This window comes from Achromobacter spanius, assembly GCF_003994415.1.
Lineage (GTDB): Bacteria > Pseudomonadota > Gammaproteobacteria > Burkholderiales > Burkholderiaceae_B > Achromobacter > Achromobacter spanius_C.
Window position 1 is genome coordinate 2,663,675 of sequence record NZ_CP034689.1, and the last position, 25,188, is coordinate 2,688,862.

Annotated in this window: 19 protein-coding genes; 9 read left to right on the forward strand and 10 right to left on the reverse strand. The window is 63.5% G+C overall.

What is annotated here, in order from left to right; genetic code table 11:
* Positions 1–116: 116 nt before the first annotated feature.
* Positions 117–737: a chorismate--pyruvate lyase family protein gene (locus ELS24_RS12335; RefSeq protein ID WP_127184287.1), complete on the reverse strand. Its 621-nt coding sequence runs from the start codon at positions 735–737 to the stop codon at positions 117–119.
* Positions 738–867: 130 nt separating this feature from the next.
* On the opposite strand from ELS24_RS12335, the gene ELS24_RS12340 reads away from it, so the two are divergent.
* Positions 868–1,599 (forward strand): pseudouridine synthase, encoded by a 732-nt coding sequence (locus ELS24_RS12340; RefSeq protein ID WP_050448996.1) that lies wholly within the window; start codon positions 868–870, stop codon positions 1,597–1,599.
* A 109-nt stretch (positions 1,600–1,708) separates the two neighbouring features.
* Here the strand turns inward: ELS24_RS12340 and ELS24_RS12345 are convergent, their stop codons facing one another.
* Positions 1,709–2,614, reverse strand: a complete 906-nt coding sequence (locus ELS24_RS12345) for a LysR family transcriptional regulator (RefSeq protein ID WP_050448995.1) — start codon at positions 2,612–2,614, stop codon at positions 1,709–1,711.
* A 275-nt stretch (positions 2,615–2,889) separates the two neighbouring features.
* Here ELS24_RS12345 and ELS24_RS12350 point away from each other — a divergent pair, with 275 nt between their 5' ends.
* The 3 genes from ELS24_RS12350 to adeC are packed head-to-tail and all read left to right on the forward strand — an operon-like array spanning position 2,890 to position 8,743.
* Positions 2,890–4,065 carry an efflux RND transporter periplasmic adaptor subunit gene (locus ELS24_RS12350; RefSeq protein ID WP_127186315.1) on the forward strand — a complete coding sequence of 392 codons (1,176 nt, stop codon included), beginning with the start codon at positions 2,890–2,892 and terminating at the stop codon, positions 4,063–4,065.
* Between the two features lie 14 nt (positions 4,066–4,079).
* On the forward strand, positions 4,080–7,259 hold the full coding sequence (locus ELS24_RS12355; RefSeq protein ID WP_127184288.1) for an efflux RND transporter permease subunit: 3,180 nt from the start codon (positions 4,080–4,082) through the stop codon (positions 7,257–7,259).
* A complete protein-coding gene (gene adeC, locus ELS24_RS12360; protein ID WP_127184289.1) occupies positions 7,259–8,743 on the forward strand; it encodes an AdeC/AdeK/OprM family multidrug efflux complex outer membrane factor in 1,485 nt (494 codons plus the stop codon). The genes ELS24_RS12355 and adeC overlap by 1 nt, the downstream gene beginning before the upstream one ends.
* Positions 8,744–8,879: 136 nt before the next feature.
* Here the strand turns inward: adeC and ELS24_RS12365 are convergent, their stop codons facing one another.
* A complete protein-coding gene (locus tag ELS24_RS12365; protein ID WP_050448991.1) occupies positions 8,880–9,131 on the reverse strand; it encodes a GlsB/YeaQ/YmgE family stress response membrane protein in 252 nt (83 codons plus the stop codon).
* A 137-nt stretch (positions 9,132–9,268) separates the two neighbouring features.
* On the reverse strand, positions 9,269–9,883 hold the full coding sequence (locus tag ELS24_RS12370; RefSeq protein ID WP_050448990.1) for an SCO family protein: 615 nt from the start codon (positions 9,881–9,883) through the stop codon (positions 9,269–9,271).
* 333 nt (positions 9,884–10,216) lie between these two features.
* Between ELS24_RS12370 and ELS24_RS12375 the strand changes: the two genes are divergently transcribed.
* Both ELS24_RS12375 and ELS24_RS12380 read left to right on the forward strand, forming a co-directional pair.
* Entirely contained in the window at positions 10,217–10,837 is a 621-nt protein-coding gene (locus ELS24_RS12375) for a class I SAM-dependent methyltransferase (protein ID WP_240669553.1), read from the forward strand.
* A 1-nt stretch (position 10,838) separates the two neighbouring features.
* Entirely contained in the window at positions 10,839–11,072 is a 234-nt protein-coding gene (locus ELS24_RS12380) for a hypothetical protein (RefSeq protein WP_127184290.1), read from the forward strand.
* A 111-nt stretch (positions 11,073–11,183) separates the two neighbouring features.
* Here the strand turns inward: ELS24_RS12380 and ELS24_RS12385 are convergent, their stop codons facing one another.
* The 5 genes from ELS24_RS12385 to ELS24_RS12405 form a co-directional block, all read right to left on the reverse strand.
* Positions 11,184–13,250, reverse strand: a complete 2,067-nt coding sequence (locus ELS24_RS12385) for a M3 family metallopeptidase (protein ID WP_127184291.1) — start codon at positions 13,248–13,250, stop codon at positions 11,184–11,186.
* Between the two features lie 470 nt (positions 13,251–13,720).
* Positions 13,721–14,854, reverse strand: a complete 1,134-nt coding sequence (locus ELS24_RS12390) for an IS481 family transposase (RefSeq protein ID WP_127184292.1) — start codon at positions 14,852–14,854, stop codon at positions 13,721–13,723.
* Between the two features lie 146 nt (positions 14,855–15,000).
* Positions 15,001–15,852: a bifunctional methylenetetrahydrofolate dehydrogenase/methenyltetrahydrofolate cyclohydrolase FolD gene (folD, locus tag ELS24_RS12395; RefSeq protein ID WP_050448987.1), complete on the reverse strand. Its 852-nt coding sequence runs from the start codon at positions 15,850–15,852 to the stop codon at positions 15,001–15,003.
* Positions 15,849–16,475, reverse strand: coding sequence for a response regulator transcription factor (locus ELS24_RS12400; protein WP_043545730.1), 627 nt, complete (start codon positions 16,473–16,475; stop codon positions 15,849–15,851). Before ELS24_RS12400 ends, folD begins: the two co-directional genes overlap by 4 nt.
* The gene (locus ELS24_RS12405) at positions 16,472–18,226 is read right to left on the reverse strand and encodes a PAS domain-containing sensor histidine kinase (RefSeq protein WP_050448986.1); all 1,755 of its coding nucleotides are present in this window, start codon (positions 18,224–18,226) and stop codon (positions 16,472–16,474) included. The genes ELS24_RS12400 and ELS24_RS12405 overlap by 4 nt, the downstream gene beginning before the upstream one ends.
* A gap of 356 nt (positions 18,227–18,582) precedes the next feature.
* Between ELS24_RS12405 and aceE the strand changes: the two genes are divergently transcribed.
* From aceE to lpdA, 3 genes are read left to right on the forward strand one after another with little or no spacing between them, the layout of a single operon-like run.
* A complete protein-coding gene (gene aceE, locus ELS24_RS12410) occupies positions 18,583–21,291 on the forward strand; it encodes a pyruvate dehydrogenase (acetyl-transferring), homodimeric type (protein ID WP_127184293.1) in 2,709 nt (902 codons plus the stop codon).
* A gap of 12 nt (positions 21,292–21,303) precedes the next feature.
* Entirely contained in the window at positions 21,304–22,971 is a 1,668-nt protein-coding gene (gene aceF / locus ELS24_RS12415; RefSeq protein ID WP_127184294.1) for a dihydrolipoyllysine-residue acetyltransferase, read from the forward strand.
* A 12-nt stretch (positions 22,972–22,983) separates the two neighbouring features.
* Positions 22,984–24,795, forward strand: a complete 1,812-nt coding sequence (gene lpdA / locus ELS24_RS12420; RefSeq protein WP_127184295.1) for a dihydrolipoyl dehydrogenase — start codon at positions 22,984–22,986, stop codon at positions 24,793–24,795.
* 157 nt (positions 24,796–24,952) lie between these two features.
* Here the strand turns inward: lpdA and ELS24_RS12425 are convergent, their stop codons facing one another.
* Positions 24,953–25,144: a putative motility protein gene (locus tag ELS24_RS12425; protein ID WP_050448982.1), complete on the reverse strand. Its 192-nt coding sequence runs from the start codon at positions 25,142–25,144 to the stop codon at positions 24,953–24,955.
* Between the last annotated feature and the right edge of the window lie 44 nt (positions 25,145–25,188).

Here is a 25,188-nt window from a genome sequence, read left to right on the forward strand (position 1 = left end):
GCTGGAATTGATTGTGAACCTGGACGGCGCATGGCGTCCATGATGATTCCGGCGAAATGCCGTAAGAAAGGCGCTCAACGATCGACGCCTAACGCCCAACGCCCAACGCTTGACCATCAACGCGCCGTGCGCTGATGCGGCACCAGCGGCGGCACGGGCTGGTTGGCGATCTCATCCCAGAACCCGGGCAAAAAGCACTCGGCCACCAATAGCGGCTGACCCTGGCGCCAGAAGACGGATCGGCGCGCCCAGACCCGGGCGGCGTCCTGCTCCCGACGATCCGCCGACAAGGCCCCGCGCGCCGTGGCGTGGAAAGGCACGGGTGACGCCAGGCGGCGGCAGGCAAAGGGCGAGCGGATGACGGTGCTGTCGTGATACAGCATGTCGGCAAGCGGCCGGGTCAAGAGCCGGCGCATGCCTTGCCAGGCGCCGTGCGAGGCGCGCAGCGGCGTCAGGCTGCGGGCGGGCACGCTGTCCACGCCGTTTACCGACATCAGCACTTCGCGGATCCACACGGGCGAGCCGGGCGCGATGCCCATGGCGCGCGCTTCGTCGGGCGGCGCGCCGTCGGCGTATTCGGCCAGCACGCGCAGGCGTACCTGGCCCACCTGGCGCAAGCCGGCGGTGAGCGCGCCAGGGCGGAACAGCCAGTGGCGCATGGCGGGGGGCAGGACGGGCGGCGCGACGGCCAGCCAGCCGGGGGCAAGCGGGGGGTGATGGGCTGCGGGTTTCATCATGGCTGCGTATTATGCCAAGCTCGGCGCGCGGCCCGCCTGCGTCGCAATGCCGCAGGCAGGTGGCAAGGGCAAGCGGAATGGCAGAGCGGCGCGGGCGGCGGGCGGCCCGCCAACGCATACAATACCGCCCATGGAAAAAGTACGTATCTCCAAGCTCATGTCCGAGCGCGGACTCTGCTCGCGCCGCGAGGCCGACAGCTATATCGAACGCGGCTGGGTCCGCGTGGACGGCGTCGTGGTGTCCGAATTGGGCGCCAAGGCGTTCCCCGACCAGGTCATCACCCTTGAGCGCGCCGCGCAGGCGCGCCAGACGTCGCGCGTCACCATCCTGATCAACAAGCCGGTGGGGTATGTGTCGGGCCAGGCAGAAAAGGGCTATACGCCAGCGGTGGCACTGATCGACTCGCGCTCGCGCTTTGCGGGCTGCCGGCATCCGCAGCGCTTTGAACGCGCGCACCTGGAAGGGCTGGCGGTGGCTGGCCGCCTGGACATCGACTCGCAAGGCCTGCTGGTGCTGACGCAAGACGGCCGCATCGCCAAGCATCTGATCGGCGAAGACTCCAGCGTTGATAAGGAATACCTGGTGCGCGTGCAGGGCGATTTGCCCGACCGTGGGCTGGAACTGTTGAACCATGGCCTGTCGTTGGATGGCAAGGCGCTCAAGCCCGCGCACGTGCGTTGGCAGAACCACGACCAACTGCGCTTTGTGCTGCGCGAAGGCAAGAAGCGCCAGATTCGCCGCATGTGCGAACTGGTCGGCCTGAAAGTGGTGGGCTTGAAACGCGTACGCATCGGCCGCGTGCAACTGGGTGATTTGCCGCTGGGTCAGTGGCGTTATCTGCGCGACGACGAAGGGTTTTGACGCTTCTTTTTTGATTCTTCTTTCAGGGAATATTCAGCTTCCCTGTTCGGCTCAGCCGACAACTGATGTCGGCGCCCAGCAGATTTTTCAGTCTGTTTCCAAGCCCCCTTTATTTCATGAAAGCGGGGGTATCCTTCGCCTGCCCGTTGCTGCCCAGACGCTCCATCAGGAATTCGATGAAGATCCGGGTCTTGGCCGGCAGCAACCGAGTTTCGGTGACCGCATAGACAGGGAAGGGGCCCAATTGCCAGTCTGGCAATACGCGCCGCAACTGCCCTGATTGCTGTTCGGCCGTCTGGCCGCCCACCAGCACCGCGATGCCCGCGCCCAGCATGGCCAGGCGCCGCGCCATGGCGACTCCGTTTACCGAAAACCGGTTGCCCGGCGTGAACTCGATGTGCTGATCGCCGCAGTTAAGCGGCCAGCGCGTGACGCGGCCCGCGCCTTCCGCGCGGAATTCGATGCACTCGTGACGGGTCAAGTCACTGGGGTGCTTGGGTTCTCCGTGCTTTTCCAGGTAGTCGTGCGAGGCATACAGGTGCGCGGGCAGCATGCCCAGCAGCCGGGCGATTTGCGTCGAATCGGGCAGTTCGCCGATTTCGATCGAGATATCGCAGGTCTGGAACACGCGCGAGGCGTGATCCGGATTTGCCAGGTCCAGGAAAAACGTAACGTCGGGATAGCGGCGGGAGAACTCCATGAACGATTCAGCCAGGAAGTCCGTGCCGAAATCGGCGGGCATGTTCACCCGTAACGGCCCGGCTGGCGTATCGACCAGTTTCTGCAATTCTTCATGGGCAATCTGCGCTTCGGCCACGATGCGTTGGCAGCGTTCAAAGTACAGCCGCCCGGCGTCGGTCAGTTCCACCTTGCGGGTGGTGCGGCTCAACAAGCGCAGGCCCACCGACTTTTCCAATTCGGCCACCTGGCGAGACAAGGTGGATTTAGGCACGCCCAGCGTTGCTGCAGCGCGGCTAAAACTACGTGTCTTGGCCACTTCGACGAAGAGTTCCATGCCTTGTAAGCGTTTCATGGCGAGATTCTTTCACAGACCCAGTTCGGGAAATTGTCCCATAAATGGAATGATGTTTTCTTTCTGCGCCCCTTTGTTTCCAGGGCGGGATAACTCAGAATGCGGGTTCTGCAATGCAGCAATGCACTAAAGCCCCTCTTGCGTTTTCAATGCCAATCCACCCATTCGATGCACAAGACCTCCCCCCTTACCGCGGGCGGGAGGCGGGCTCCTATTTTTGTCGGAAATCGGGAATATCTATGAATAAGAAAAGCGCTATGTGGCGCAGCGCGGCAGTGCTCACGCTGACGGCATCGGCTCTCACCCTGGCCGCTTGCGGCAAGAAACAAGACGCGCCGCAGGCGGGCAAACCGCAGGTTACCGTGGTGACCCTGGCCACGCAGCCTGTTTCCCTGACCACCGAATTGCCGGGCCGCACGTCCCCGTTCCGCGTGGCCGAAGTGCGGCCGCAAGTGAACGGCATTGTGCAAAAGCGCCTGTTCACTGAAGGCGGCGAGGTCAAGGCCGGCCAGCAGCTCTATCAGATCGACCCGGCGCTGTACCAAGCCAATGTGGACAGCCAGAAGGCGGCGTTGGCCCGCGCCCAGGCGCAGCAGAAGACGGCCGCCTTGCTGGCCGAACGCTACAAGCCGCTGGTGGCCACGCGCGCCGTCAGCCAACAGACCTACGACAACGCCGTGGCCTCGCGTGACCAGGCCGCCGCCGACGTGCTGTCGGCCAAGGCCGCGCTGGATACCGCGCGCATCAACCTGGTCTACACCAAGGTGCTGTCGCCCATTGCAGGCATCATCGGCCGTTCGTCGGTGACCGAAGGCGCGCTGGTCACGGCCAACCAGACCGCGGCCTTGGCGTCGGTGCAGCAGATTGACCCGATCTACGTTGACGTGACCCAGTCCAGCGTGCAGTTGCTGCGCCTGCAAGACGCACTGGCCAGCGGCCAGTTGAAGCGTGCCGACGGCGAACAGGCCGCGCTGGTCACGCTGACCCTGGAAGATGGCTCGCAGTACAAGCAGACCGGCAAGCTTCAGTTCTCGGAAGTCACGGTAGACCAGGGCACCGGTTCCATCACGCTGCGCGCGGTGTTCCCCAACCCCGACCGCCGCCTCTTGCCGGGCATGTTCGTGCGTGCGCGACTGGCTGACGGCGTGGCCGCCGACGGCTTGCTGGTGCCGCAACGCGGCGTGACGCGCAACCAGCGCGGCCTGCCGACGGCGCTGGTCGTCAACGCCAAGAACCAGGTGGAACTGCGCGAACTGAAGACCGACCGCGCCATTGGCGACAAGTGGCTGGTTACCGACGGCCTGGCCGCCGGCGACAAGGTCATCGTGGAAGGTCTGCAAATGGTGCGTCCGGGCGTTGAAGTCGTCGCCACCGAAGCCGGCGCCAAGGCGCCGCAGCCGCAGGCGGCCAATGCCGCCCCGGCCAAGCAGTAATCAGGGAGCCACGCATGGCAAAGTTTTTTATCGATAGGCCGGTTTTTGCCTGGGTGATCGCGATCGTGCTGATGATGGCCGGCGCGCTGTCCATCCTGCAATTGCCGGTTTCGCAGTATCCCAACATCGCGCCGCCCGCCATCGGCATCGCGGTGACCTACCCGGGCGCGTCCGCGCAAACCGTGCAGGACACCGTGGTGCAGGTCATCGAACAGCAGATGAACGGCCTGGACGGCTTGCAGTACATCTCGTCGGAAAGCAATTCCGACGGCAGCATGTCCATCACGCTGACCTTCAAGCAAGGCACCAACCCGGACACGGCGCAGGTGCAGGTGCAGAACAAGCTGTCGCTGGCGCAGCCGCTCTTGCCGCAGGAAGTGCAGCAGCAGGGCATACGCGTCACCAAGGCCACCAAGAACTTCCTGATGGTGGCGGGCTTTGTGTCCACCGACGGTTCAATGACGCGGGACGACCTGGCCGATTACGTCGCGTCCTACATTCAAGACCCCATCAGCCGCACGCAAGGCGTGGGCGACTTCCAGCTGTTCGGCTCGCAGTACGCGATGCGCATCTGGCTGGACCCCGCCAAGCTTGTGAACTACGGGCTGACCACGGTGGACGTGGTGTCGGCGATCCAGGAACAGAACGTGCAGGTGTCGTCCGGCCAGTTGGGCGGCCTGCCGTCCGTGCGTGGGCAGCAGTTGAACGCCACCATCATCGGGCCCTCGCGTCTGGAGAAGCCGGAAGACTTCGGCCAGATCCTGCTCAAGGTCAATACCGATGGTTCGCAAGTGCGCTTGCGCGATGTCTCGCGCATTGAGCTGGGCGGGCAGACCTACGCCATCGACAGCTACTACAACGGCAACCCGGCCGCGGGTCTGGCGATCAAGCTCGCGCCGGGCGCCAACGCGCTGGATACGGCGCAGGCGGTGCGCGACACCATCAACAACCTGAAGCCGTATTTCCCGCAGGGCATGGACGTCGTGTATCCGTACGACACGACGCCGTTCGTCAGCCTGTCGATTCATGAAGTGTTCAAGACCCTGGTAGAAGCCATCATCCTGGTCTTCCTGGTGATGTACCTGTTCTTGCAGAACTTCCGCGCCACCATCATCCCCACGCTGGCCGTGCCGGTGGTGCTGCTGGGCACGTTCGGCGTGCTGGCCGCGTTTGGCTATTCCATCAATACCTTGACGATGTTCGGCATGGTGCTGGCCATTGGCCTGTTGGTGGACGACGCGATCGTGGTGGTGGAAAACGTGGAACGCGTGATGGCCGAAGAGGGCCTGACGCCCAAGCAGGCCACCCGCAAGTCCATGAGCCAGATCACGGGCGCGCTGGTCGGCATTGCCATGGTGCTGGCCGCCGTGTTCGTGCCCATGGCGTTCTTTGGCGGCTCCACGGGCGTGATCTATCGCCAGTTCTCCATCACGATCGTGTCGTCCATGGTGCTGTCGGTGCTGGTCGCCATCGTCTTCACGCCGGCCTTGTGCGCCACCTTGCTCAAGCCCATTCCCAAGGGCCATCACGGTTCGAAGCGAGGCTTCTTTGGCTGGTTCAACCGCACGTTCGAACGCAGCAGCAATGGTTACGCCAACACCGTTGCGCGCGGGCTGAACCGCACCAAGCGCCTGATGGTCGTGTACCTGGCCCTGGTCATTGCCATGGGCTGGCTGTTCACGCGCATTCCCACCGCCTTCCTGCCGGGCGAGGATCAGGGCATTTTGTTCGCCCAGATCCAGACGCCTGCCGGCGCCACCGCCGAAGCCACCAAGGCCGTCATCGACGACGCCACCAAGTACCTGCTGACCGAAGAAAAGGATGCCGTGACCTCGGTGTTCGCGGTCAACGGTTTCAACTTTGGTGGCCGTGGTCAGAACGCGTCCATCCTGTTCATCAAGCTGCGTGACTGGGAAGAGCGCGGCGACGCCAGCCTGAAGGCGGCCGCCGTGGCGGGGCGCGCCAATGCGCACTTTGCCAAGACCGAGCGCCGCGCGCAATTGTTCGTGGTGCCGCCGCCGTCCGTGATGGAACTGGGCAACGTCACCGGCTTTGACTTCCAGCTGATGGACCGCGCCGGCGTGGGCCACGAAAAGCTGCTGGCCGCGCGCAACCAGTTGCTGGGCGAAGCCGCCAAGAGTCCGGTGCTGGTGGGTGTGCGTCCCAACGGCATCGAAGACGCGCCGCAGTACCAACTGGACATCGACCGCGAGAAAGCGCGTGCGCTGGGCGTGGCCGTGTCCGACATCAACAGCACGCTGGCCACCGCGTGGGGGTCGTCGTACGTCAACGACTTCATCGACCGTGGCCGCGTGAAGAAGGTGTTCGCGCAGGGCGAGGCATCATCGCGCATGCTGCCGGATGACCTGAACAAATGGTATGTGCGCAACAACGCGGGCGACATGGTGCCGTTCTCGGCATTCTCGAAGGCTACGTGGAGCTTCGGTCCGCAAAAGCTGAACCGCTATAACGGCGTGCCGTCCTACAACATCCAGGGCCAGGCGGCGCCGGGCTACAGCTCGGGCGCGGCCATGGAAGAAATGGAAAGGCTGGCGGCCAAGCTGCCGGTGGGCGTGGGCTTTGAATGGACGGGGCTGTCGTTTGAAGAGCGCTTGTCGGGCTCGCAGGCGCCGGCGCTGTACGCGATTTCCTTGATCGTGGTGTTCTTGTGTCTGGCCGCCTTGTACGAAAGCTGGTCCATCCCGACGGCGGTGATGCTGGTGGTGCCGCTGGGCATTATCGGCGTGCTGCTGGCGACGCTGGCGCGCGGCTTGTCCAACGACGTGTACTTCCAGGTGGGGCTATTGACCACGGTGGGGCTGGCGGCCAAAAACGCCATCCTGATCGTGGAGTTCGCCAAGGAACACTTCGAGTCCGGTGCAAGCCTGACGGAATCGGCCGTTCACGCCGCCCGCCAACGCCTGCGGCCCATCTTGATGACGTCGCTGGCGTTCATCCTGGGCGTGACGCCGCTGGCGATCTCGTCGGGCGCCGGTTCGGGCAGCCAGAACGCCATCGGCACGGGTGTGATCGGCGGCATGCTGACCGGCACGTTCCTGGCCATCTTCTTTGTTCCGGCCTTTTTCGTGATCATGCTGCGCGTGTTCAAGGTCAAGCGCGTCAGCGAAAGCCAAGACAAGCACGACGCCAGCGCCAACGGCTCGAAGGATGTGTCCGCCGAGGGGCAACCGTAATGAAACTTCAGATGAGAACCTTGTTGTCTGTTTCCCTGGCGGCGGCCCTGGCGGGCTGCTCGCTGGCCCCCACCTATGAACGGCCGGACGCGCCGGTCAGCGCAACTTATCCCACCGGCCCGGCCTACCAGGCCGACGGTGCCAACGCGGCGCTGGGCATGTCCACGGCCGATATCGGCTGGCGCGATTTCTTCAGCGACCCGCTGCTGCAACAGTTGATTGAACTGTCCTTGGCGAACAACCGCGACCTGCGCGTGGCGGCCTTGAATGTGGAAGCCGCGCGTGCGCAGTACCGCATCCAGCGCGCCGACCTGCTGCCCAGCGTGGGCGTGGCCGGCCAGGAATCCGCCCAGCGCACCCCGGCGGACTTGTCCGCCAGCGGCCGCGCCACCACCAGCCGCAGCTACCAGGTGGGCGCCGCCATGTCCGCGTGGGAACTGGACTTGTTCGGCCGCATCCGCAGCCTGAGCGACCAGGCGCTGGAGTCCTATCTGGCGCTGGACGAAACGCGCACGGCCACGCAGTTGACGCTGATAGCCGAAGTGGCCAACGCCTACCTGACGCTGCGCGCCGACCAGGAACTGCTGAGCCTGACGCGCGACACGCTCAAGAGCCAGGAAGATTCCTACAAGCTCACGCAGCAAAGCTATGACCAGGGCCTGTCCACCGCGCTGGACTTGAGCCAGGCGGAAGTGTCGCTGCGCACGGCCCAGCGCAACCTGTCTCAATACACGCGCCAGGCCGCGCAGGACCGCAATGCCTTGACGCTGCTGGTGGGCCAGCCCATGTCGCCCGAGATTGTCGCGGCGCTGGACCAGGCGGTGACGCTGGACGACGGCATGCTGCCGACCACCTTGCCCGCCGGCCTGCCGTCGGACCTGCTGGCGCGCCGCCCGGACATCCGCGCGGCCGAGCATCAGCTTAAAGGCGCCAATGCCAATATCGGCGCGGCGCGCGCGGCGTTCTTTCCCACCATCAGCCTGACCGGCCAGGCGGGCACCGCCAGCGCCAGCCTGGGCGGTTTGTTCGAAGGTGGTTCGGGCGCCTGGAGCTTCGCGCCCCAGATCACCGTGCCGATCTTCGCGGGCGGTTCGCTGCGGGCGAGCCTGGACTTGGCCAAGGTGCAAAAGAACATCCAGGTGGCGCAGTACGAGAAGTCCATCCAGACGGGGTTCCGCGAAGTGGCGGACGCCTTGGCCGGACGGGGCACGCTGGACGACCAGATTGAAGCGCAGCGCTTGCTGGTGAATGCCAACCAGCGCGCCTACGACGTGTCGGACCAGCGTTTCCGCCAGGGTATCGACGACTACCTCAGCGTGCTGGATTCGCAGCGTTCGTTGTATACGGCGCAACAGGCCTTGGTGGATACGCGCCTGGCGCGGCTGTCGAACCTGGTTACCTTGTACAAGGTGCTGGGCGGCGGTTGGACCGAGCGCACGGTGGCGGCGCAGACGGCGCCGGCCGTGTCGGCCACGGGATCGTAAGCGGGGTGCGCTGAATTTTTTGGCGCAATAAATTCAGCGCAAAAGAAACTCAGCAAAAAAAGAAACTCAGCAAAAAAAGAAACGGGCCGATCGAAAGATCGGCCCGATTTTTATTGATGATTGTCTTGGCAGGGCGTCAAGCGCGCTTGCGGGCGATCAGGCCAACCACGAACAACACGATGATGGCGCCGATCACCGACGCGATCCAACCCGCGGGTTCGCCTTCCGCATACCAACCCATCGTCTGTCCCAGGAACCCGGCCACCACGGCGCCGACGATACCCAGGATGGTGGTCATGATGATCCCCATGTTCTGGTCTCCGGGCATGATGGCGCGGGCGATCAAGCCCACGATGAACCCGACGATGATCATGATGATAATGCTCATGCGCGTACTCCTTGCTTTGGAAAAAAGGGGGCGATGCGCACTGATGATACCCACGCTCTTTATGACGCGGCTGTAACAACTGGTATGTGGGGTTGCCATGCAACATGTTGCGGTGCACGGTCCCCGTGGCGTCCGGGTCAGGACGTAATGTCGATCAACTGCCGGACGTCTTTGGTCAGGGCGTCGACGCTGTCGGTGTCGGACGCCAGCAGGCGCGCGTGGCCGTCCTTGTCGAAAATATACACACCGCGGCTGTGCGTCACTTCGTACATGTCGGCGTCGTCGCCGGGGCGCGGCTTTTCAATCTGGTAGGCCACGCGGTAGCGGCGGGCCAGATCCGCCACCTGCTTTTCATTGCCGGTCACGCCGATGGCATTGTTGTTGAAGGCATTGACATAGGCCTGCAGGATGTCGGGTGTGTCGCGGTGGGGGTCGACGCTGACGAACACGATGCGCACGTTTTCGGCCTTGTCGCCCAGGTTCTGCAGCACCGCGGTCAGTTGCGCCATGGTGGTGGGGCAGATGTCGGGGCAACTGGCGTAGCCGAAGAACAGCATGACGGTCTTGCCCTTGAGATCATCGCTGTTGATGGTCTTGCCGCCCGCGCCGGGCAGCGAGAATTTCAGATCGGGCAAATGGCCCTTGACGTTGTAGAGCGTCCAGTCCACGTTCCGATCGCCGCAGGCGGCAAGAAACACACACAGAGCCAGCAGCAGGCCGCGCCAGGCGCGGCCGGTAATGAGGTGTCGCATGAGTCCAGGAAGTGCCAAAAGGTTGAACGAAGGGCAAGCCCGCGGCAAGCTTGTTGATTCTACCTTCATGAGTGGGGCGGGGCGGCGGGCGGAGGGGCATTGCGGGCCTGATGCAAGGCCGACGTTTGTCTTGCCGCAAACTTATGGCGTGTTGCTCACCCTTTCAACAGACCGCAACGCCGAAGTACATTCGGTGCGTCGTCAGTGTGATGTGAAGAGAGCGTTAACGTGGATATGGCAGCGAACACCGCCCTTTGTTACCCGTATTACCCGGTGGTTATCGAAATTTTGCGCACCCGGCGTGCCCAGCGGGTGCTGGACGCGCCTTGCGGCGTGGGCTGGTTGGGTGAAACGCTGTCTGCGGAAGCCGACGGGCAAGTGGTCGTTGACGGTGTGGGCCTATGGGAATTCCCACCAGCAAGCGCCAGCTATCGGTCGGTGACCGAACACGATCTGGATACCCCGCTGAGCGTGGCCGAGGCGTATGACGCTGTGGTCTGCTGCGAGGCGATTCACTTGATGACGAATCCGGGCGTGCTGCTGCAGAGTTTGCACGATGCGCTGCGCCCAGGCGGCACGGTGATCATCACCACGCCCAATACCTGGAACATGCGATCACGGCTGCAGTTTCTGATGCGCGGTTTCCATTCCGGTTTCCGGCCGATGGTGGGCCGCAAGCGGGGCGATGACTACATCACGTATTTCCCGTGGAGCTTTCCGCAACTGCATTTGTTGTTGTCGCATTACGGTTTCGTGGATATCACGCTGCATGAGGTTGATGAACCGAAACCGAAGCGAATGATGGAACATGTGTTGGCGGTGCCGTCACGGTTTTATTACCGTCGGCGTGTGAAGCGGGCGGAGGATGAGGAGATCCGCGGATTTTGGAAGCAAGCGGGATCCAGGCAGTCGGTGCATGGAAGGTGGTTGGTGGTGTCGGCGGTGCGTGCGTAGGATGGGTGAAGCGCGCGATGCGGGGCAGAAGAATATCGGCGCTGCATCGCGCGCAACCCATCTGGTGGCATCGGCGTTATGGTCGCGGCTGCTGATGGGTTACGCGCGGCAGGTACCGTATTTTTTGCATCGACTTTGCCGCGCTTCACCCATCCTACGTTCGTCGTTCGTTTTTCGTAGGATGGGTGAAGCGCGCGATGCGGTGCAGAAAATCAATGGCCTGAATCGCGCGTAACCCATCTGGTGGCGCTGGCGTTATGGTGCCGGCTGCTGATGGGTTACGCGCGGTAGATGCTGTGCTTTTTGCATCGACTTTGCCGCGCTTCACCCATCCTACGTTGGCGTTTTACGTGCCGCTCATGCCGCTGTGGCGCAGCAGGGCGTCGATGCGGGGGGGGCGGCCGCGGAAGGCGGCGAAGGAATCGGCGGCGGGGCGCGAGCCGCCTACGGCCAGGACTTCGCGACGGAAGCGGGCGCCGGTTTCGGGGTCCAGCGTGCCCAGCGCGTTACCGGGCTGCTTGGCCGCGGCTTCCTCGAAGGCCTCGTAGGCATCCGCCGACAGCACTTCGGCCCACTTGTAGCTGTAGTAACCCGCGCCGTAACCGCCCGCGAACAGATGCGAGAACGCGTGCGGCAGGCGGTGCCACGACGGCGGGAACAGCACCGCCACTTCCTGACGAACTTCCTGCAGCAGCGCCAGCACTTCCGAAATGGATGCACCCTTGGCGCGGTCGTGCATCAGCATGTCGAACAGCGCGAATTCAATCTGGCGCACGGCCTGCATGCCGCTTTGGTAATTGCGCGCCGCGACCAGCCGGTCGTACAGCGCGCGCGGCAGCGGTTCGCCCGTGTCCACATGCGCCGACAGCTTTTGCACCACTGCCCATTCCCAGCAGAAATTCTCCATGAACTGCGAGGGCAGTTCGATGGCGTCCCACTCCACGCTGGCAAATGCCGCCGCGCCGGGTTCGTCCACTTCCGACAACAGCGCGTGCAGCGCATGGCCGGTTTCGTGGAACAGGGTGATGACGTCGTCGTGCGTAAGTACGGCGGCGCGGTCGCCGTTGGGGCGCGAGAAGTTGCAGGTCAGGTAGACCACGGGCGTTTGCACCTGCCCCGCCACCACGCGGCGAGCGCGTTCGCTATCCACCCAGGCCCCGCTTTGCTTGCCGGAACGGGCATACAGGTCCAGGTACAGATAACCGATCAAGCCGCCGTCCGGGCGTTCCACGCGCACGCCGCGTGCGTCGCTGTGCCAGGTGGAGACGGGCGTTTCGGTCAGGCGCACGTCGAACAGTTTTTCAATGACGTCGAACAGGCCGGCCAGCACGCGGGGTTCGGTGAAGTACTGCTTCACTTCATCTTCGGAATAGGCATAGCGCGATTCGCGCAGGCGTTCAGACGCAAAGGCCACGTCCCAGGGTTGCAGCTCGTCCAAACCCAATTCGCCGGTGGCGTAGGCCTTGAGTTCGGCCAGGTCACGCTGCGCAAACGGCTTGGCGCGCGCGGCCAGATCGCGCAGGAATTCCGTGACTTCGCGGGCGTCGCGCGCCATGCGGGTTTGCAGGCGCAGCGATGCGTAGGTGCCCAGGCCCAGCAAGCCGGATTCCTCGGCGCGCAGGGACAGCAGTTCTTCGATCAGCGGAGAATTGTCGAACTTGGCTTCGCCTTGTTCGGAGGCAACGGTGCCATAGCCCCGGTACAGCGCTTCGCGCAACGCGCGGTCTTGCGCGTACTGCATCACGGGCAGGTAGCACGGCATTTTCAGGGTCAGCTTCCAACCCGGCTTGCCGTCTTCTTCGGCGGCGGCGCGGGCGGCTGACAGGACGTCGGCGGGGATGCCGGTCAGACGCGATTCATCGTCCACCAGCAAGGACCAGGCGTCGATGGCGTCCAGCACGTTTTCGGAAAACTTCTGCGACGCCTGGGCTTCGCGGTCGGAGATCTGCGCATAGCGCTCGCGGTCGGCGCCTTGCAGTTCCACGCCGCTCAAGCGGAAGTCGCGCAGCGCCATCTCGACGATGCGGCGGCGCACGGGCGACCACGATGCAAAATCGGGGGCGGCGGCCAGGCGCTGGTATTGCCGGTACAGGCCTTCGTGCAGCCCGACCCAGGTGGAAAATTCGGTAATGAGCGGCAGCGCGGCGTTGTAGGCTTCGCGCAGTTCCGGCGTGTTGACGACCGCGTTCAGGTGGCCAGCCACCGACCAGGCGCGCCACAGGCGTTCGGAGGCGGTATCCAGCGGTTCCACCACGGCTTCCCAGGTGGGCGCCAGTGCGGCATCAGCGGCATGGTCGACCGCCTGGCGGGCGATGCCCAGCAGTTCTTCCACGGCGGGGACGATATGCCCCGGCTTGACGGCCGCATAATCGACCAGGTCGGAGACAGGGGCAAGCAGGGGATTCTGGGTCATGGTGTTACCGGAAAAGGCGAGAGACATAGGGAGCAGATAGGGGCGATCTGCCCAAAAGCAAGGGGAGGATTGCGTGGACCCGTGTGCGTCGCGCGTCAGCCTACGTTCATCGTAGGATGGGTGCAGCGCGAACGCCTATTAAAAAGAACCCCGGCAAACAACGCGCGAAACCCATCAAGCAGCGTCGGCGCCGCGCAAACGCAGCCACACGGGCTTTCGAAGGTGGCACCGTGGCACCGTGGCAGGTGCGGGCACCCTGGCTTTCGTGAATTGCATGCGGGTGTTTTTACCAAGCCCCGCCACGGTCCTGGCGTAGCCTGATGGGTTTCGCGCGAACGGCGGCGGGGTTCTTCTACATGGTCGTGCGCGCTGCACCCATCCTACGATGTGATGGGTTGCGCGCGCACTGTATGGACCGGGGACATGGGTGACACATGTTCGGGGACATGGGTAACACATAGGTTTTTATCCTATTGGCGTGCTCTGAGGTCGATCTGTTGGACAATTTTGTACAGGAAGACGACATCGAGCACGCCGTCTTGCGAGGAGGGTCTGACCGCGACCGGCAGACCCGCCATTCCCTCTCCGACGAAGACGACGCGTCCGTTCACAATGATCTGCCCCTTGGTCCTGACCTTGAGCACTCGATCGCCCGGCTCGTATTCGATCGGGGGCAACGAGGCAGGATAGCGACGAGGGCTAGGTCTATATCTCGATAGGGGCGGCATCTGCCCCAATGCCTGGTGGGGCCGGATGTGGTTGTACTGTTCACGCCACTGATCCATGGCTTGCTGGCAGTCCAGCAGACTGCTAAACCCCCGGGCCTGGATCAACTCGCGCTTGAGCGTTCGATGCAGGCGTTCTAGCTTGCCTTGGGTTTGCGGGTGGCGAGGACGACTGTGGCTGATACGCACACCCAGCCGCATGAGCCAAACCTCCAGGCCTGTCAGCCCCAGGCCGCGCACCGATGCCCAGGATGGGCCGTTGTCCGCGGTGATCCGTTCGGGCAATCCGTAACGGCGAAATACGGCCTTCAGGTGCTGCTGCACGGTTTTGCTGCGCTCATCGCCACAAGCCTGGATGCACAGGGCGTAGCGTGAGTGATCGTCCAATAGCGTCAGCGGATGGCACCGTCCCTGACGCGCGTCGGTCAGGGCAAAGTGCCCCTTGAAATCCATCTGCCACAACAGGTTCGGCGCCTCATGCTCAAAGCGCTGGTTCGCCAGCCCGACGTTCGAGTCCTCGCCTTGGACCCGATAGCCATGTCGTCGCAAAATTGCCGAGATGGTGCTGGGCGCGGGCGCCGTAGTCGGCCCAAGCAGCGCCCGCAACTTGCGAGGCCCCCAGTACGGGTAACGCTTGTGCAGGTCGATCACCTGCGCTTCGATTTGCTCACACGTGCGCCCAGGACTATTGCCAGGCCTGCGAGACAGATCTTGCAACCCAGCCTGGCCGTTCCGCTCGTAGCGGCCCAACCACTTGTAGGCGGTCTTGGCGCTGATATCAAAACGCCGGCAAAGCTCCCGCACATTGCTGCCCGGTTGCAGGGCAAGCTGAACGAACTCCATTCGGCAGGACATAAGGCTTGACTCCTTCCACGGCATCGCTCGCTCCTAAAAACGACCATACCGTGATGCTAGAAGTGTTACCTATGTCCCCGAACACCCGTTACCCATGTCCCCGGGCCATACACGCGCACGGCGGTGGGGTTTTTTTACACCGCCAATCGCGTTGCTCCCATCCTACCGGATCAACCCGCCGCGCGTTCGGCGGCTTCTACCGTGTTGACCAGCAGCATGGCGATGGTCATCGGGCCCACACCGCCCGGTACGGGGGTGATGGCGCCGGCCACTTCCTTGGCGGATGCGAAGTCCACGTCGCCGCACAGTTTGCCGTCTTCGCCACGGTTGATGCCCACGTCGATCACCACGGCGCCGGGCTTGATCATCGAACCGTCGATCATGCCGGGCTTGCCGGTGGCAACGACCAGGACATCCGCGCGGCGGGTTTGGGCCGCCAGGTCGCGCGTCTTGGAATTGCAGATGGTGATGGTGGCGCCCGCTTGCAACAGCAACATGGCCATCGGCTTGCCGACGATGTTGCTGGCGCCGACGATTACGGCTTCCGCGCCGCGCAGCGTCACGCCTTCCGATTCCAGCATCTTCATCACGCCGTAGGGCGTGCAGGGGCGGAACAGCGGCTGGCCGGTCATGAGCAGGCCGGCGTTGCTGATGTGGAACCCGTCCACGTCTTTCTCGGCCGCGATGGCTTCGATGACCTTGTGGGAATCCATGTGCTTGGGCAGCGGCAACTGCACCAGGATGCCGTGTATGGTCGGATCCTGGTTCAACACGGCGATGCGGGCCAGCAGTTCGGCCTCGGTCATCTCGGCCGGGTACTGTTCCTTGACGGAATGCAGGCCGGCTTTCTCGCAGGCGGCAACCTTGTTGCGCACGTAAACCTGGGACGCGGGGTCCGCGCCCACCAGCACCACGGCCAGGCCGGGGCGCGTGCCCTTGGCCGCCAAGGCCGCAACACGTTGGGCCACTTCTTCGCGAATGCGCAGCGACAGGGCCGCGCCATCAATAATCCTAGCGGTCATGCATGTGCCTCGGGTTTGGCCAAGGCCACTTTCATCAAATCAGCAACGGTAGTCACTTCCAGTTTTTCCATGATGTTGGCGCGGTGCGCCTCGACGGTCTTGATGCTGATGCCCAGGTCGTCGGCAATCTGCTTGTTCAAGCGGCCGGCGACAATGCGCTCCAGCACCTGTTGCTCGCGCGCGGTCAGGCGTGCCAGCATGGCTTCGTGGTCCTTCTGAGCCTGGTGCTTGCTGACCCGCTGCGTGGCCTGCTCCAGCATGCGGGCGACGATCTCGCGCAGGTCGGATTCGTTGAAGGGCTTTTCCAGAAAATCGACAGCGCCTTTCTTCATCGTGGACACCGCCATGGGCACGTCGCCGTGGCCCGTGATGAACACGATGGGCAGGGGGGCGTTGCGGGCGATCAGTTGTTCCTGGAGTTCCAGGCCGCTCATGCCGGGCATGCGCACGTCGGCGATCAGCACGCCGACCTGGCTGGCGTCGTAGTCTTCCAGGAAGGACTCACCGCTGGCATAGGCGCGAACGCGATAGCCATTGGCTTCCAGCAGCCAGCGCAACGAATCGCGGACCGCTTCGTCGTCGTCAACTATGAATACCGTGCTCGACAGGTGGGGCGTGTTCATGCGTGCAACTCCTCTGACTGATCATTCTGGGCCTGCGGCTGGGATGCAGCGCAGGGCAGGGTAAAGCGGAAAATAGTACCGCCGGCGGGGTTGGGGTCTGCCCACAGACGGCCGTGGTGCGATTCAATAATGGTACGGCAGATATTCAGCCCCATGCCCAGGCCCTGGGACTTGGTGCTGAAGAAGGGTTCGAACAGGCGTTCGGGCTCGGCCAGGCCATGGCCACGGTCCACCACGGCCACTTCGATGTGCTGCTCGTGCAGGATCACCGCCACCTTGAGCTCATCGACCTCGCTGTTTTCCATGGCTTCCAGCCCGTTCTTCAGCAGGTTCAACAGCACCTGTTCAATCAAGATGGGGTCGGCCAAGACGTCAGGCGCGTTGGACGGCACGAAGCTGTCGATGCGGATGCGGCGCTTGCGGGCGTCGATTTCGGCAAAGCCGATGGCGTTGTCGACAATGCGGCCAATGGCCACGCGCTGGCGGCGCGGCTCGCTGCGTTTCACGAATTCGCGGATGCGGCTGATGATCTTGCCGGCGCGTTCGGCCTGTGACGCGGCCTTTTCCAGCGCCGGCAGCAGCATGTTGGGGCTGGTGTGGCCAGCCTTGACCAGGGCGACGGCGCCCATGCTGTAGTTGGCGATGGCGGTCAGCGGCTGGTTCAGTTCGTGCGCCAGGGACGAGGCCATTTCGCCCATGGTCGTCAGGCGGCTGGTCAGCTGGATCTTTTCCTGCTGCACGCGCGACGCTTCTTCATGGCCCCGGCGCTCGGTGATGTCGCGCGCCACCTGCATGCGCACGCGGCGGCCATCGGTCCAGGCCAGCATGCGATGGTGCACTTCAAACCAGCGTTGTACAGAAGGCGCGAACACTTCCACCGATTCGTCAGTGAAGCGGCCCCGGCGCCCGGCCAGCAGTTCGTCGTGGCCGCCCGTCTGCGCGCCAAAGACGCGGCGGTAGGTGCGGTTGGCGAACAGCAGTTCCAGGCCATCGTGCGTGTCGGCCGTCACCGAGATGGCGTCGTCCAGGCCTTCCAGCACCGTCATGAAACGCTCATGCGCGGCGGTCAAAGCTTCGCGAATGCGCTTGGGCTCGGTGATGTCGGTCATCGACGTCATCCAGCCGATCTGGTTGCCGTTGGGGTCCAACAGCGGCGACACATACATGCGCGCGGTAAAGCGCGAGCCGTCGCGCCGTTGCGCTTCCACTTCCAGACCGCTGCTGGGCGTCTTGCCCGACATCAGCACGTCCAGCGTGTGCTGGTGCTGTTCGTGGCGACCGGGCACCCAATAAGGAAAGGGCGGGCTGCGGCCGATCAGGTCAGCTTCGTTCCAGCCGATCATGCGGCAGAAGGCCGGGTTCACATAAGCGATGCGGCCTTCCATATCCAGCACGCGCATGCCGGTGGACATGGAATTTTCCATGGCGCGGCGAAAACCCGTTTCGGCGATCAGCGCGGCTTCGGCGGTGGAGCGGAACCGCGTATAGCGCCACAGCATCAACAGGCTGATGACGATGACGCAAGACAATGCCAGCACCACCCATATCAGGCGTTGCTGGCGCATTTCCTGGTCGATCGTCACAAACATGACGCTATCGTCATGAATGCGCTGCAGCCAGAAGAACACCCCCATCACACAGAGGTATAGGATCAGCACCATGGCGGGCGTGACCCAATACACGCCGCGGCGGCGGGTGCGGGCGTGATCGTGGAACGGCGTAGGAATATTTGACTTGGGCGCGCTGGACATGGAATTCGGGCCGGATAGACCGCGCATTTTAGTGCGTGTTGGCCGGGAATTGCCGGGAATCAAGCCCTGCTTTTGGCGTACAGCTTAAAAAGTGCCGTCATCGGCCATTCAGCTTGCGGTCAACATTTCACATTACGAAATGCCGTACCGCAACATGAAATTTTCCTTGCGACCGGTTAATCTTCTTTCTTAGAATGCCGGCTGATAGGGAACCGACCCAAAGCAGGTCTCTAGAAAAACACCCCCCGACCCATGCCTGTCATGGCAGCCCGGATGATCCCGGCTACCATGCAGAGTCCGCAAGTTGAACGAATAAGCGGGTGTGGTCACGAACGAACCCCAACAGGAGACACACGATGTCCTCTTTCGCCCAGGCTGGCGCCCCGCAGGCTGCCAACGACGAAGACACCCTTGAAACCCAGGAGTGGCTCGAAGCCCTGGCGGCAGTCCTTGATCGCGAAGGGCCGCAGCGCGCGCACTACCTGCTGGAACGCCTGATCGACGAAGCCCGTCGTTCCGGCGCCCACATCCCGTTCTCGCCAAATACCGCTTACGTCAACACGATTCCGCCCGGCCTGGAGCCGGCGCATCCGGGCAACCTGGAACTGGAATCGCGCATCCGTTCGTACGTGCGCTGGAACGCCATGGCCATGGTCGTCAAGGCCAACAAGCACAACCCGCCGGACGGCGGCGACCTGGGCGGCCACATCGCGTCGTTCGCCTCGCTGGCCACCATGATCGGCTGCGGCCAGAACCACTTCTGGCACGCCGAAGACGAAGGCCACGGCGGCGACCTGGTCTACTTCCAGGGCCACACGTCCCCCGGCATGTACGGCCGCGCCTATCTTGAAGGCCGCCTGACCGAAGAACAGCTGAACCACTTCCGCCAGGAAGTGGACGGCAAGGGTCTGTCGTCGTACCCGCACCCGAAGCTGATGCCGGAGTTCTGGCAGTTCCCGACGGTGTCGATGGGCCTGGGCCCGCTGATGGCCATCTATCAAGCCCGCTTCCTGAAGTATCTGCACGCCCGCGGCATTGCCGACACCAGCAACCGCAAGGTCTGGGTGTTCTGCGGCGACGGCGAAATGGACGAACCCGAATCGCTGGGCGCCATCGCGCTTGCTGCTCGTGAAAAGCTCGACAACCTGATCTTCGTGGTGAACTGCAACCTGCAACGCCTGGACGGTCCGGTGCGCGGCAACGGCAAGATCATCCAGGAACTGGAAGGCGACTTCCGTGGTTCGGGCTGGAACGTGATCAAGCTGATCTGGGGCGGCTACTGGGATCCGCTGCTCGCGCACGACAAGGAAGGCATCCTGCGCCAGATCATGGAAGACACCGTTGACGGCGAGTACCAGGCGTACAAGGCCAACGACGGCAAATTCGTTCGCGAACATTTCTTTGGCAAGCACCCCAAGCTGCTGGAAGCCGTCTCGCGCATGAGCGACGAAGACATCTGGCGCCTGAACCGTGGCGGTCACGACCCCCACAAGGTGTACGCCGCGTTTGACGCCGCCACCAGCCACACCGGCCAACCCACCGTCATCCTGGCCAAGACCATCAAGGGCTACGGCATGGGCCACGTGGGCCAGGCCAAGAACCCGACCCACCAGCAAAAGAAGCTGGAACTGGAATCCATCCGCGAATTCCGCGACCGCTTCGGCATCCCGATTCCGGACGACCAACTGGAAGACCTGCCGTACTTCAAGCCGGCCGATGATTCGCCCGAAATGAAGTACCTGCACGAGCGCCGCGCCGCGCTGGGCGGCTATCTGCCGCGCCGCCGCGCCAAGGCCGACGAGCAACTCAAGGCCCCCGCGCTGGACGCCTTCAAGGCCGTGCTGGAACCCACCGCCGAAGGCCGTGAAATCTCCACCACCCAAGCCTTCGTGCGCATCCTGAACCAGGTGCTGCGCGACAAGGAACTCGGCCCGCGCGTGGTGCCGATTCTGGCCGACGAATCGCGTACCTTCGGCATGGAAGGCCTGTTCCGCCAGATAGGTATCTATGCGCCGGAAGGCCAGAAGTACATCCCGGTCGATAAAGACCAGGTCATGTACTACAAGGAATCGGCCGACGGCCAACTGCTGCAGGAAGGCATCAACGAAGCGGGTGCAATGAGCTCGTGGATTGCGGCGGCCACGTCGTATTCCTCGAACAACCGCATCATGATTCCGTTCTTCATCTACTACTCGATGTTCGGGTTCCAGCGCATTGGCGATCTGGCCTGGGCAGCGGGCGACATGCAGGCGCGCGGCTTCCTGTTGGGCGGCACCGCCGGCCGCACGACGCTGAACGGCGAAGGCCTGCAGCACGAAGACGGCCACAGCCACATCCTGGCGTCCACCATTCCGAACTGCGTGTCGTACGACCCGACGTTCGGCCATGAGCTGGCCGTGATCATCCAGCATGGCTTGAAGCGCATGGTGGAAGACCAGGAAAACGTCTATTACTACCTGACGGTGATGAACGAAAACTACCCGCAGCCCGGTCTGACCCAGGGCGACGAGGAAGGCATCATCAAGGGCATGTACAAGCTGAAGTCGCACGGCAAGGGCAAGAACCGCGTGCAACTGATGGGTTCGGGCACGATCCTGCGCGAAGTCATGGCGGCGCAGGAACTGCTGGACGCCGATTGGGGCGTGGCCTCGGACATCTGGAGCGTCACCAGCTTCACCGAACTGCGCCGTAACGGCCTGGACGCCGAGCGCCACAACATGCTGCACCCTGAAGAAAAGAAGCCGCAAGTGGCTTACGTCACGGAACAGCTGGCCAAGACCGAAGGCCCGATCATCGCGTCGACCGACTACATGAAGTTGTTTGCCGACCAGATCCGTCCGTTCGTGCCCAAGGGCCGCGAATACAAGGTGCTGGGCACCGACGGTTTCGGCCGCTCGGACTTCCGCTCCAAGCTGCGTGAGCACTTCGAAGTGGATCGCCACTTTGTCGTGGTTGCCGCGCTGCGCGCGCTGGCCGACGAAGGCAAGGTTCCGATGGCCAAGGTGGCGGAAGCCATCAAGAAGTACGGCATCAATCCGAACAAAGCCAACCCGCAATACGCCTGAGGGTAAAGAGACATGAGCAACATCGTGCAAATCAAGGTTCCCGACATCGGCGACTTCAAGGAAGTGGAAGTCATTGAGGTGTTGGTGGCGGTGGGCGACACGATCAAGGCCGAACAAAGCCTGATCACCGTGGAATCCGACAAGGCTTCGATGGAAATTCCCGCGTCGCAAGGCGGCGTGGTGAAGTCCATCACCGTGAAGGTCGGCGACAAGGTCGCCGAAGGCGCGGTCGTGCTGGAAGTGGAAGCCGAAGGCTCGGGCGCCGCCCCGGCCGCCAAGGAAGAAGCCCCCAAGGCCGCTGCTAAAGAAGAGCCGAAGCAGGCCGCTGCCGCTGCCCCCGCCGCCAAGGCCGAAGCCGCCGCGTCTGCCGCCGCCAGCGGCCCGGTCAATATCGAAGTGCCGGACATCGGCGACTTCAAGGAAGTGGAAGTCATCGAAGTGATGGTTGCCGTGGGCGACACCATCAAGGCCGAACAAAGCCTGATCACCGTGGAGTCCGACAAGGCCTCGATGGAGATCCCGGCGTCGCAAGGCGGCGTGGTCAAGGAGGTGAAGGTCAAGGTGGGCGACAAGGTCGCCAAGGGTTCGGTTGTGGTCGTCGTTGAAGGCGACGCCGGCGCTGCGCCTGCTGCCAAGCCGGAAGCCCAGGCCGAAGCCAAGACCGAAGCGAAAGCAGAATCCAAGGCTGAAGCGCCCGCCGCCGCTCCTGCTTCGCGTCCGGCACCCGCCGCCGCGCTGGAAGACCCCAACCTGAAGCCCGGGCAACTGCCGCACGCTTCGCCTTCCGTGCGCAAATTCGCGCGCGAACTGGGCGTGAACCTCAGCAAGGTCAAGGGTTCGGGTCCCAAGGAACGCATCACCGCCGACGACGTGCGCGGTTTCGTCAAGCAAGCGCTGGCCGCCGGCCCCGCAACCGCCGCTGCCGGTGGTTCGGCCGATGGCGCCGCGCTGGGCCTGTTGCCGTGGCCGAAGGTCGACTTCACCAAGTTCGGCCCGATCGAAGCCAAGCCGCTGTCGCGCATCAAGAAGATTTCTGGCGCGAACCTGCACCGCAACTGGGTCATGATCCCGCACGTCACCAACAACGACGAAGCGGACATCACCGACCTGGAAGCGCTGCGCGTCACGCTGAACAAGGAAAACGAGAAGTCGGGCATCAAGGTCACGATGCTGGCCTTCCTGATCAAGGCCGTGGTCGCGGGCCTGAAGAAATTCCCCGAGTTCAACGCGTCGCTGGACGGCGACAACCTGGTGTTGAAGCAGTACTACCACATCGGTTTCGCCGCCGACACGCCCAACGGGCTGGTGGTGCCGGTGATCCGCGACGCCGACAAGAAGGGCATCTTGCAGATCGCCCAGGAAATGACGGACCTGTCCAAGAAGGCGCGCGACGGCAAGATCTCGCCCGCGGAAATGCAGGGCGGCTGCTTCTCGATTTCGTCCTTGGGCGGTATCGGTGGCACGTCCTTCACGCCCATCATCAACGCGCCCGAAGTGGCCATCCTGGGTGTGTCGCGTTCGTCGCACAAGCCCGTCTGGGACGGCAAGCAGTTCGTGCCGCGCCTGATGGTGCCGCTGTCGCTGTCGTACGACCACCGCGTCATCGACGGCGCCTCCGCTGCCCGCTTCAACGCCTATCTGGGCGCCTTGCTGGCCGACTTCCGCCGCATCGCGCTGTAAACGGGGAGCCCTATGAGCAATACCGTTCAAATCAAAGTGCCGGACATCGGTGACTTCAAGGAAGTGGAAGTCATCGAAGTGCTGGTCGCCGTGGGCGACACGATCAAGGCCGAACAAAGCCTGATCACCGTTGAGTCCGACAAGGCTTCGATGGAAATCCCCGCGTCGCAAGGCGGCGTGGTGAAGTCCATTGCGGTCAAGGTCGGCGACAAGGTCGCGGAAGGCGCGGTGGTGCTGGAAGTGGAGGCATCTGATGCCGCCGCCGCGCCGGCCGCCAAGGACGCCCCGGCGAAAGATGCCCCGACCAAGGAAGCCCCCAAAGCTGCTGAAGCCCCCAAGAAGGCCGAAGCCGCTGCGGCTCCGGCCGCCAAGGCCGCGGCACCCGCCGCATCCAGCTTCAAGGGTTCGGCCGACGGTGAATACGACATGCTGGTGCTGGGCGCGGGCCCCGGCGGCTATTCCGCCGCCTTCCGCGCTGCCGACCTGGGCCTGTCCGTGGTCCTGGTCGAACGCTACCAAACGCTGGGCGGCGTCTGCCTGAACGTGGGCTGCATTCCGTCCAAGGCGCTGTTGCACAACGCCGCCGTCATCGACGAAGCGCGCGAGCTGGCTGCCCACGGCATCAGCTTTGGCGAACCCAAGATCGACCTGGACAAGCTGCGCGGTTACAAGGACAGCGTGGTCGCCAAGCTGACCGGCGGCCTGGCCGGCATGGCGAAGGCGCGCAAGGTCACCGTGGTGACGGGCGTGGGCGAATTCGCCGACCCCTACCACCTGACCGTGACGTCCGCCGACGGCAAGACGCAGACGCTGCGCTTCAAGCAAGCCATCATCGCCGCCGGCAGCCAGTCGGTGAAGCTGCCGTTCATGCCCAAGGACGACCGCGTCGTCGACTCCACCGGCGCATTGCTGCTGCGTGAAGTGCCCAAGAAGATGTTGATCGTGGGCGGCGGCATCATCGGCCTGGAAATGGGCACGGTGTACTCCACGTTGGGCGCACGCCTGGACGTCGTGGAAATGCTGGACGGCCTGATGCAAGGCGCCGACCGCGACCTGGTCAAGGTCTGGCAAAAGAAAAACGCCTACCGCTTCGACAACATCATGTTGAAGACCAAGACCGTGGGCGCCGAAGCCAAGAAAGACGGCATCTACGTCACCTTCGAAGGCGAGGGCGCGCCCAAGGAACCGCAACGCTACGACCTCGTTCTGCAAGCCGTGGGCCGCAGCCCCAACGGCAAGAAGATCGGCGCCGACAAGGCGGGCATCGCCGTGACCGACCGCGGGTTCATCGAGGTCGATCGCCAGATGCGCACCAACGTGCCGCACATCTACGCCATTGGCGACATCGTCGGCCAGCCGATGCTGGCGCACAAGGCCGTGCACGAAGGCCACGTGGCAGCGGAAGCCGCCGCCGGCCAGAAGTCGTTCTTTGACGCGCGCGTCATTCCGTCGGTGGCCTACACCGATCCGGAAGTGGCATGGGTGGGCCTGACCGAAGACGAGGCCAAGAAGCAAGGCATCAAGATCGAGAAGGGCGTGTTCCCGTGGGCGGCTTCCGGCCGCGCCATCGCCAACGGCCGCGACGAAGGTTTCACCAAGCTGATTTTCGACGCGGAAACGCATCGCATCCTGGGCGGCAGCATCGTGGGCACCCACGCTGGCGACCTGATCAGCGAACTGGCCCTGGCCGTGGAAATGGGCGCCGACGTGGTCGACATCGCCAAGACCATCCACCCGCACCCGACGCTGGGTGAATCGGTGGGCATGGCGGCTGAAGTGGCGGAAGGCGTCTGCACCGATTTGCCGCCGATGAAGAAGAAGTAAACGTGTGGTGGGTAGCGTGTTGCGGCGCTTGCCGTCGCATGCGCCGCCTCACACACTGACGCCGCAATGCAAAAAGCGCTGGCCTTGTAAAAGGACCAGCGCTTTTTTTATCCGATGCCGCCCTGTGCTGGGCGGCGCGGAGTTCAGGTGTTCGCGATCAGGCGTGCGTGTTGATGCGCGAGCCCAGCGTGGCGTCAACGGCCATCGGGGCGACGGACTGCATCAGCGTCAGCGCGGTGTCGGCTTGCGCGTTCAGCGCCTTCTTCAGCACGCGGGCCTGGACTTCCTGCGTAAGGTTCACGTCTTGCAAGGCCAGGGCGGCGTTGACGGTGCTGCTGATGGAATCCATGGTTTGTGTCCTTGTAGAGGAAAGCTGGCGGCAGGCGCTACGGC

Bases quoted from the DNA above. Each gene is read 5' to 3' on its own strand.
- ELS24_RS12335 (WP_127184287.1), bottom strand. From the start codon at position 737: ATGATGAAACCCGCAGCCCATCACCCCCCGCTTGCCCCCGGCTGGCTG.
- ELS24_RS12340 (WP_050448996.1), top strand. From the start codon at position 868: ATGGAAAAAGTACGTATCTCCAAGCTCATGTCCGAGCGCGGACTCTGC.
- ELS24_RS12345 (WP_050448995.1), bottom strand. From the start codon at position 2,614: ATGGAACTCTTCGTCGAAGTGGCCAAGACACGTAGTTTTAGCCGCGCT.
- ELS24_RS12350 (WP_127186315.1), top strand. From the start codon at position 2,890: ATGTGGCGCAGCGCGGCAGTGCTCACGCTGACGGCATCGGCTCTCACC.
- ELS24_RS12355 (WP_127184288.1), top strand. From the start codon at position 4,080: ATGGCAAAGTTTTTTATCGATAGGCCGGTTTTTGCCTGGGTGATCGCG.
- adeC (WP_127184289.1), top strand. From the start codon at position 7,259: ATGAAACTTCAGATGAGAACCTTGTTGTCTGTTTCCCTGGCGGCGGCC.
- ELS24_RS12365 (WP_050448991.1), bottom strand. From the start codon at position 9,131: ATGAGCATTATCATCATGATCATCGTCGGGTTCATCGTGGGCTTGATC.
- ELS24_RS12370 (WP_050448990.1), bottom strand. From the start codon at position 9,883: ATGCGACACCTCATTACCGGCCGCGCCTGGCGCGGCCTGCTGCTGGCT.
- ELS24_RS12380 (WP_127184290.1), top strand. From the start codon at position 10,839: ATGGGTGAAGCGCGCGATGCGGGGCAGAAGAATATCGGCGCTGCATCG.
- ELS24_RS12385 (WP_127184291.1), bottom strand. From the start codon at position 13,250: ATGACCCAGAATCCCCTGCTTGCCCCTGTCTCCGACCTGGTCGATTAT.
- ELS24_RS12390 (WP_127184292.1), bottom strand. From the start codon at position 14,854: ATGCCGTGGAAGGAGTCAAGCCTTATGTCCTGCCGAATGGAGTTCGTT.
- folD (WP_050448987.1), bottom strand. From the start codon at position 15,852: ATGACCGCTAGGATTATTGATGGCGCGGCCCTGTCGCTGCGCATTCGC.
- ELS24_RS12400 (WP_043545730.1), bottom strand. From the start codon at position 16,475: ATGAACACGCCCCACCTGTCGAGCACGGTATTCATAGTTGACGACGAC.
- ELS24_RS12405 (WP_050448986.1), bottom strand. From the start codon at position 18,226: ATGTCCAGCGCGCCCAAGTCAAATATTCCTACGCCGTTCCACGATCAC.
- aceE (WP_127184293.1), top strand. From the start codon at position 18,583: ATGTCCTCTTTCGCCCAGGCTGGCGCCCCGCAGGCTGCCAACGACGAA.
- aceF (WP_127184294.1), top strand. From the start codon at position 21,304: ATGAGCAACATCGTGCAAATCAAGGTTCCCGACATCGGCGACTTCAAG.
- lpdA (WP_127184295.1), top strand. From the start codon at position 22,984: ATGAGCAATACCGTTCAAATCAAAGTGCCGGACATCGGTGACTTCAAG.
- ELS24_RS12425 (WP_050448982.1), bottom strand. From the start codon at position 25,144: ATGGATTCCATCAGCAGCACCGTCAACGCCGCCCTGGCCTTGCAAGAC.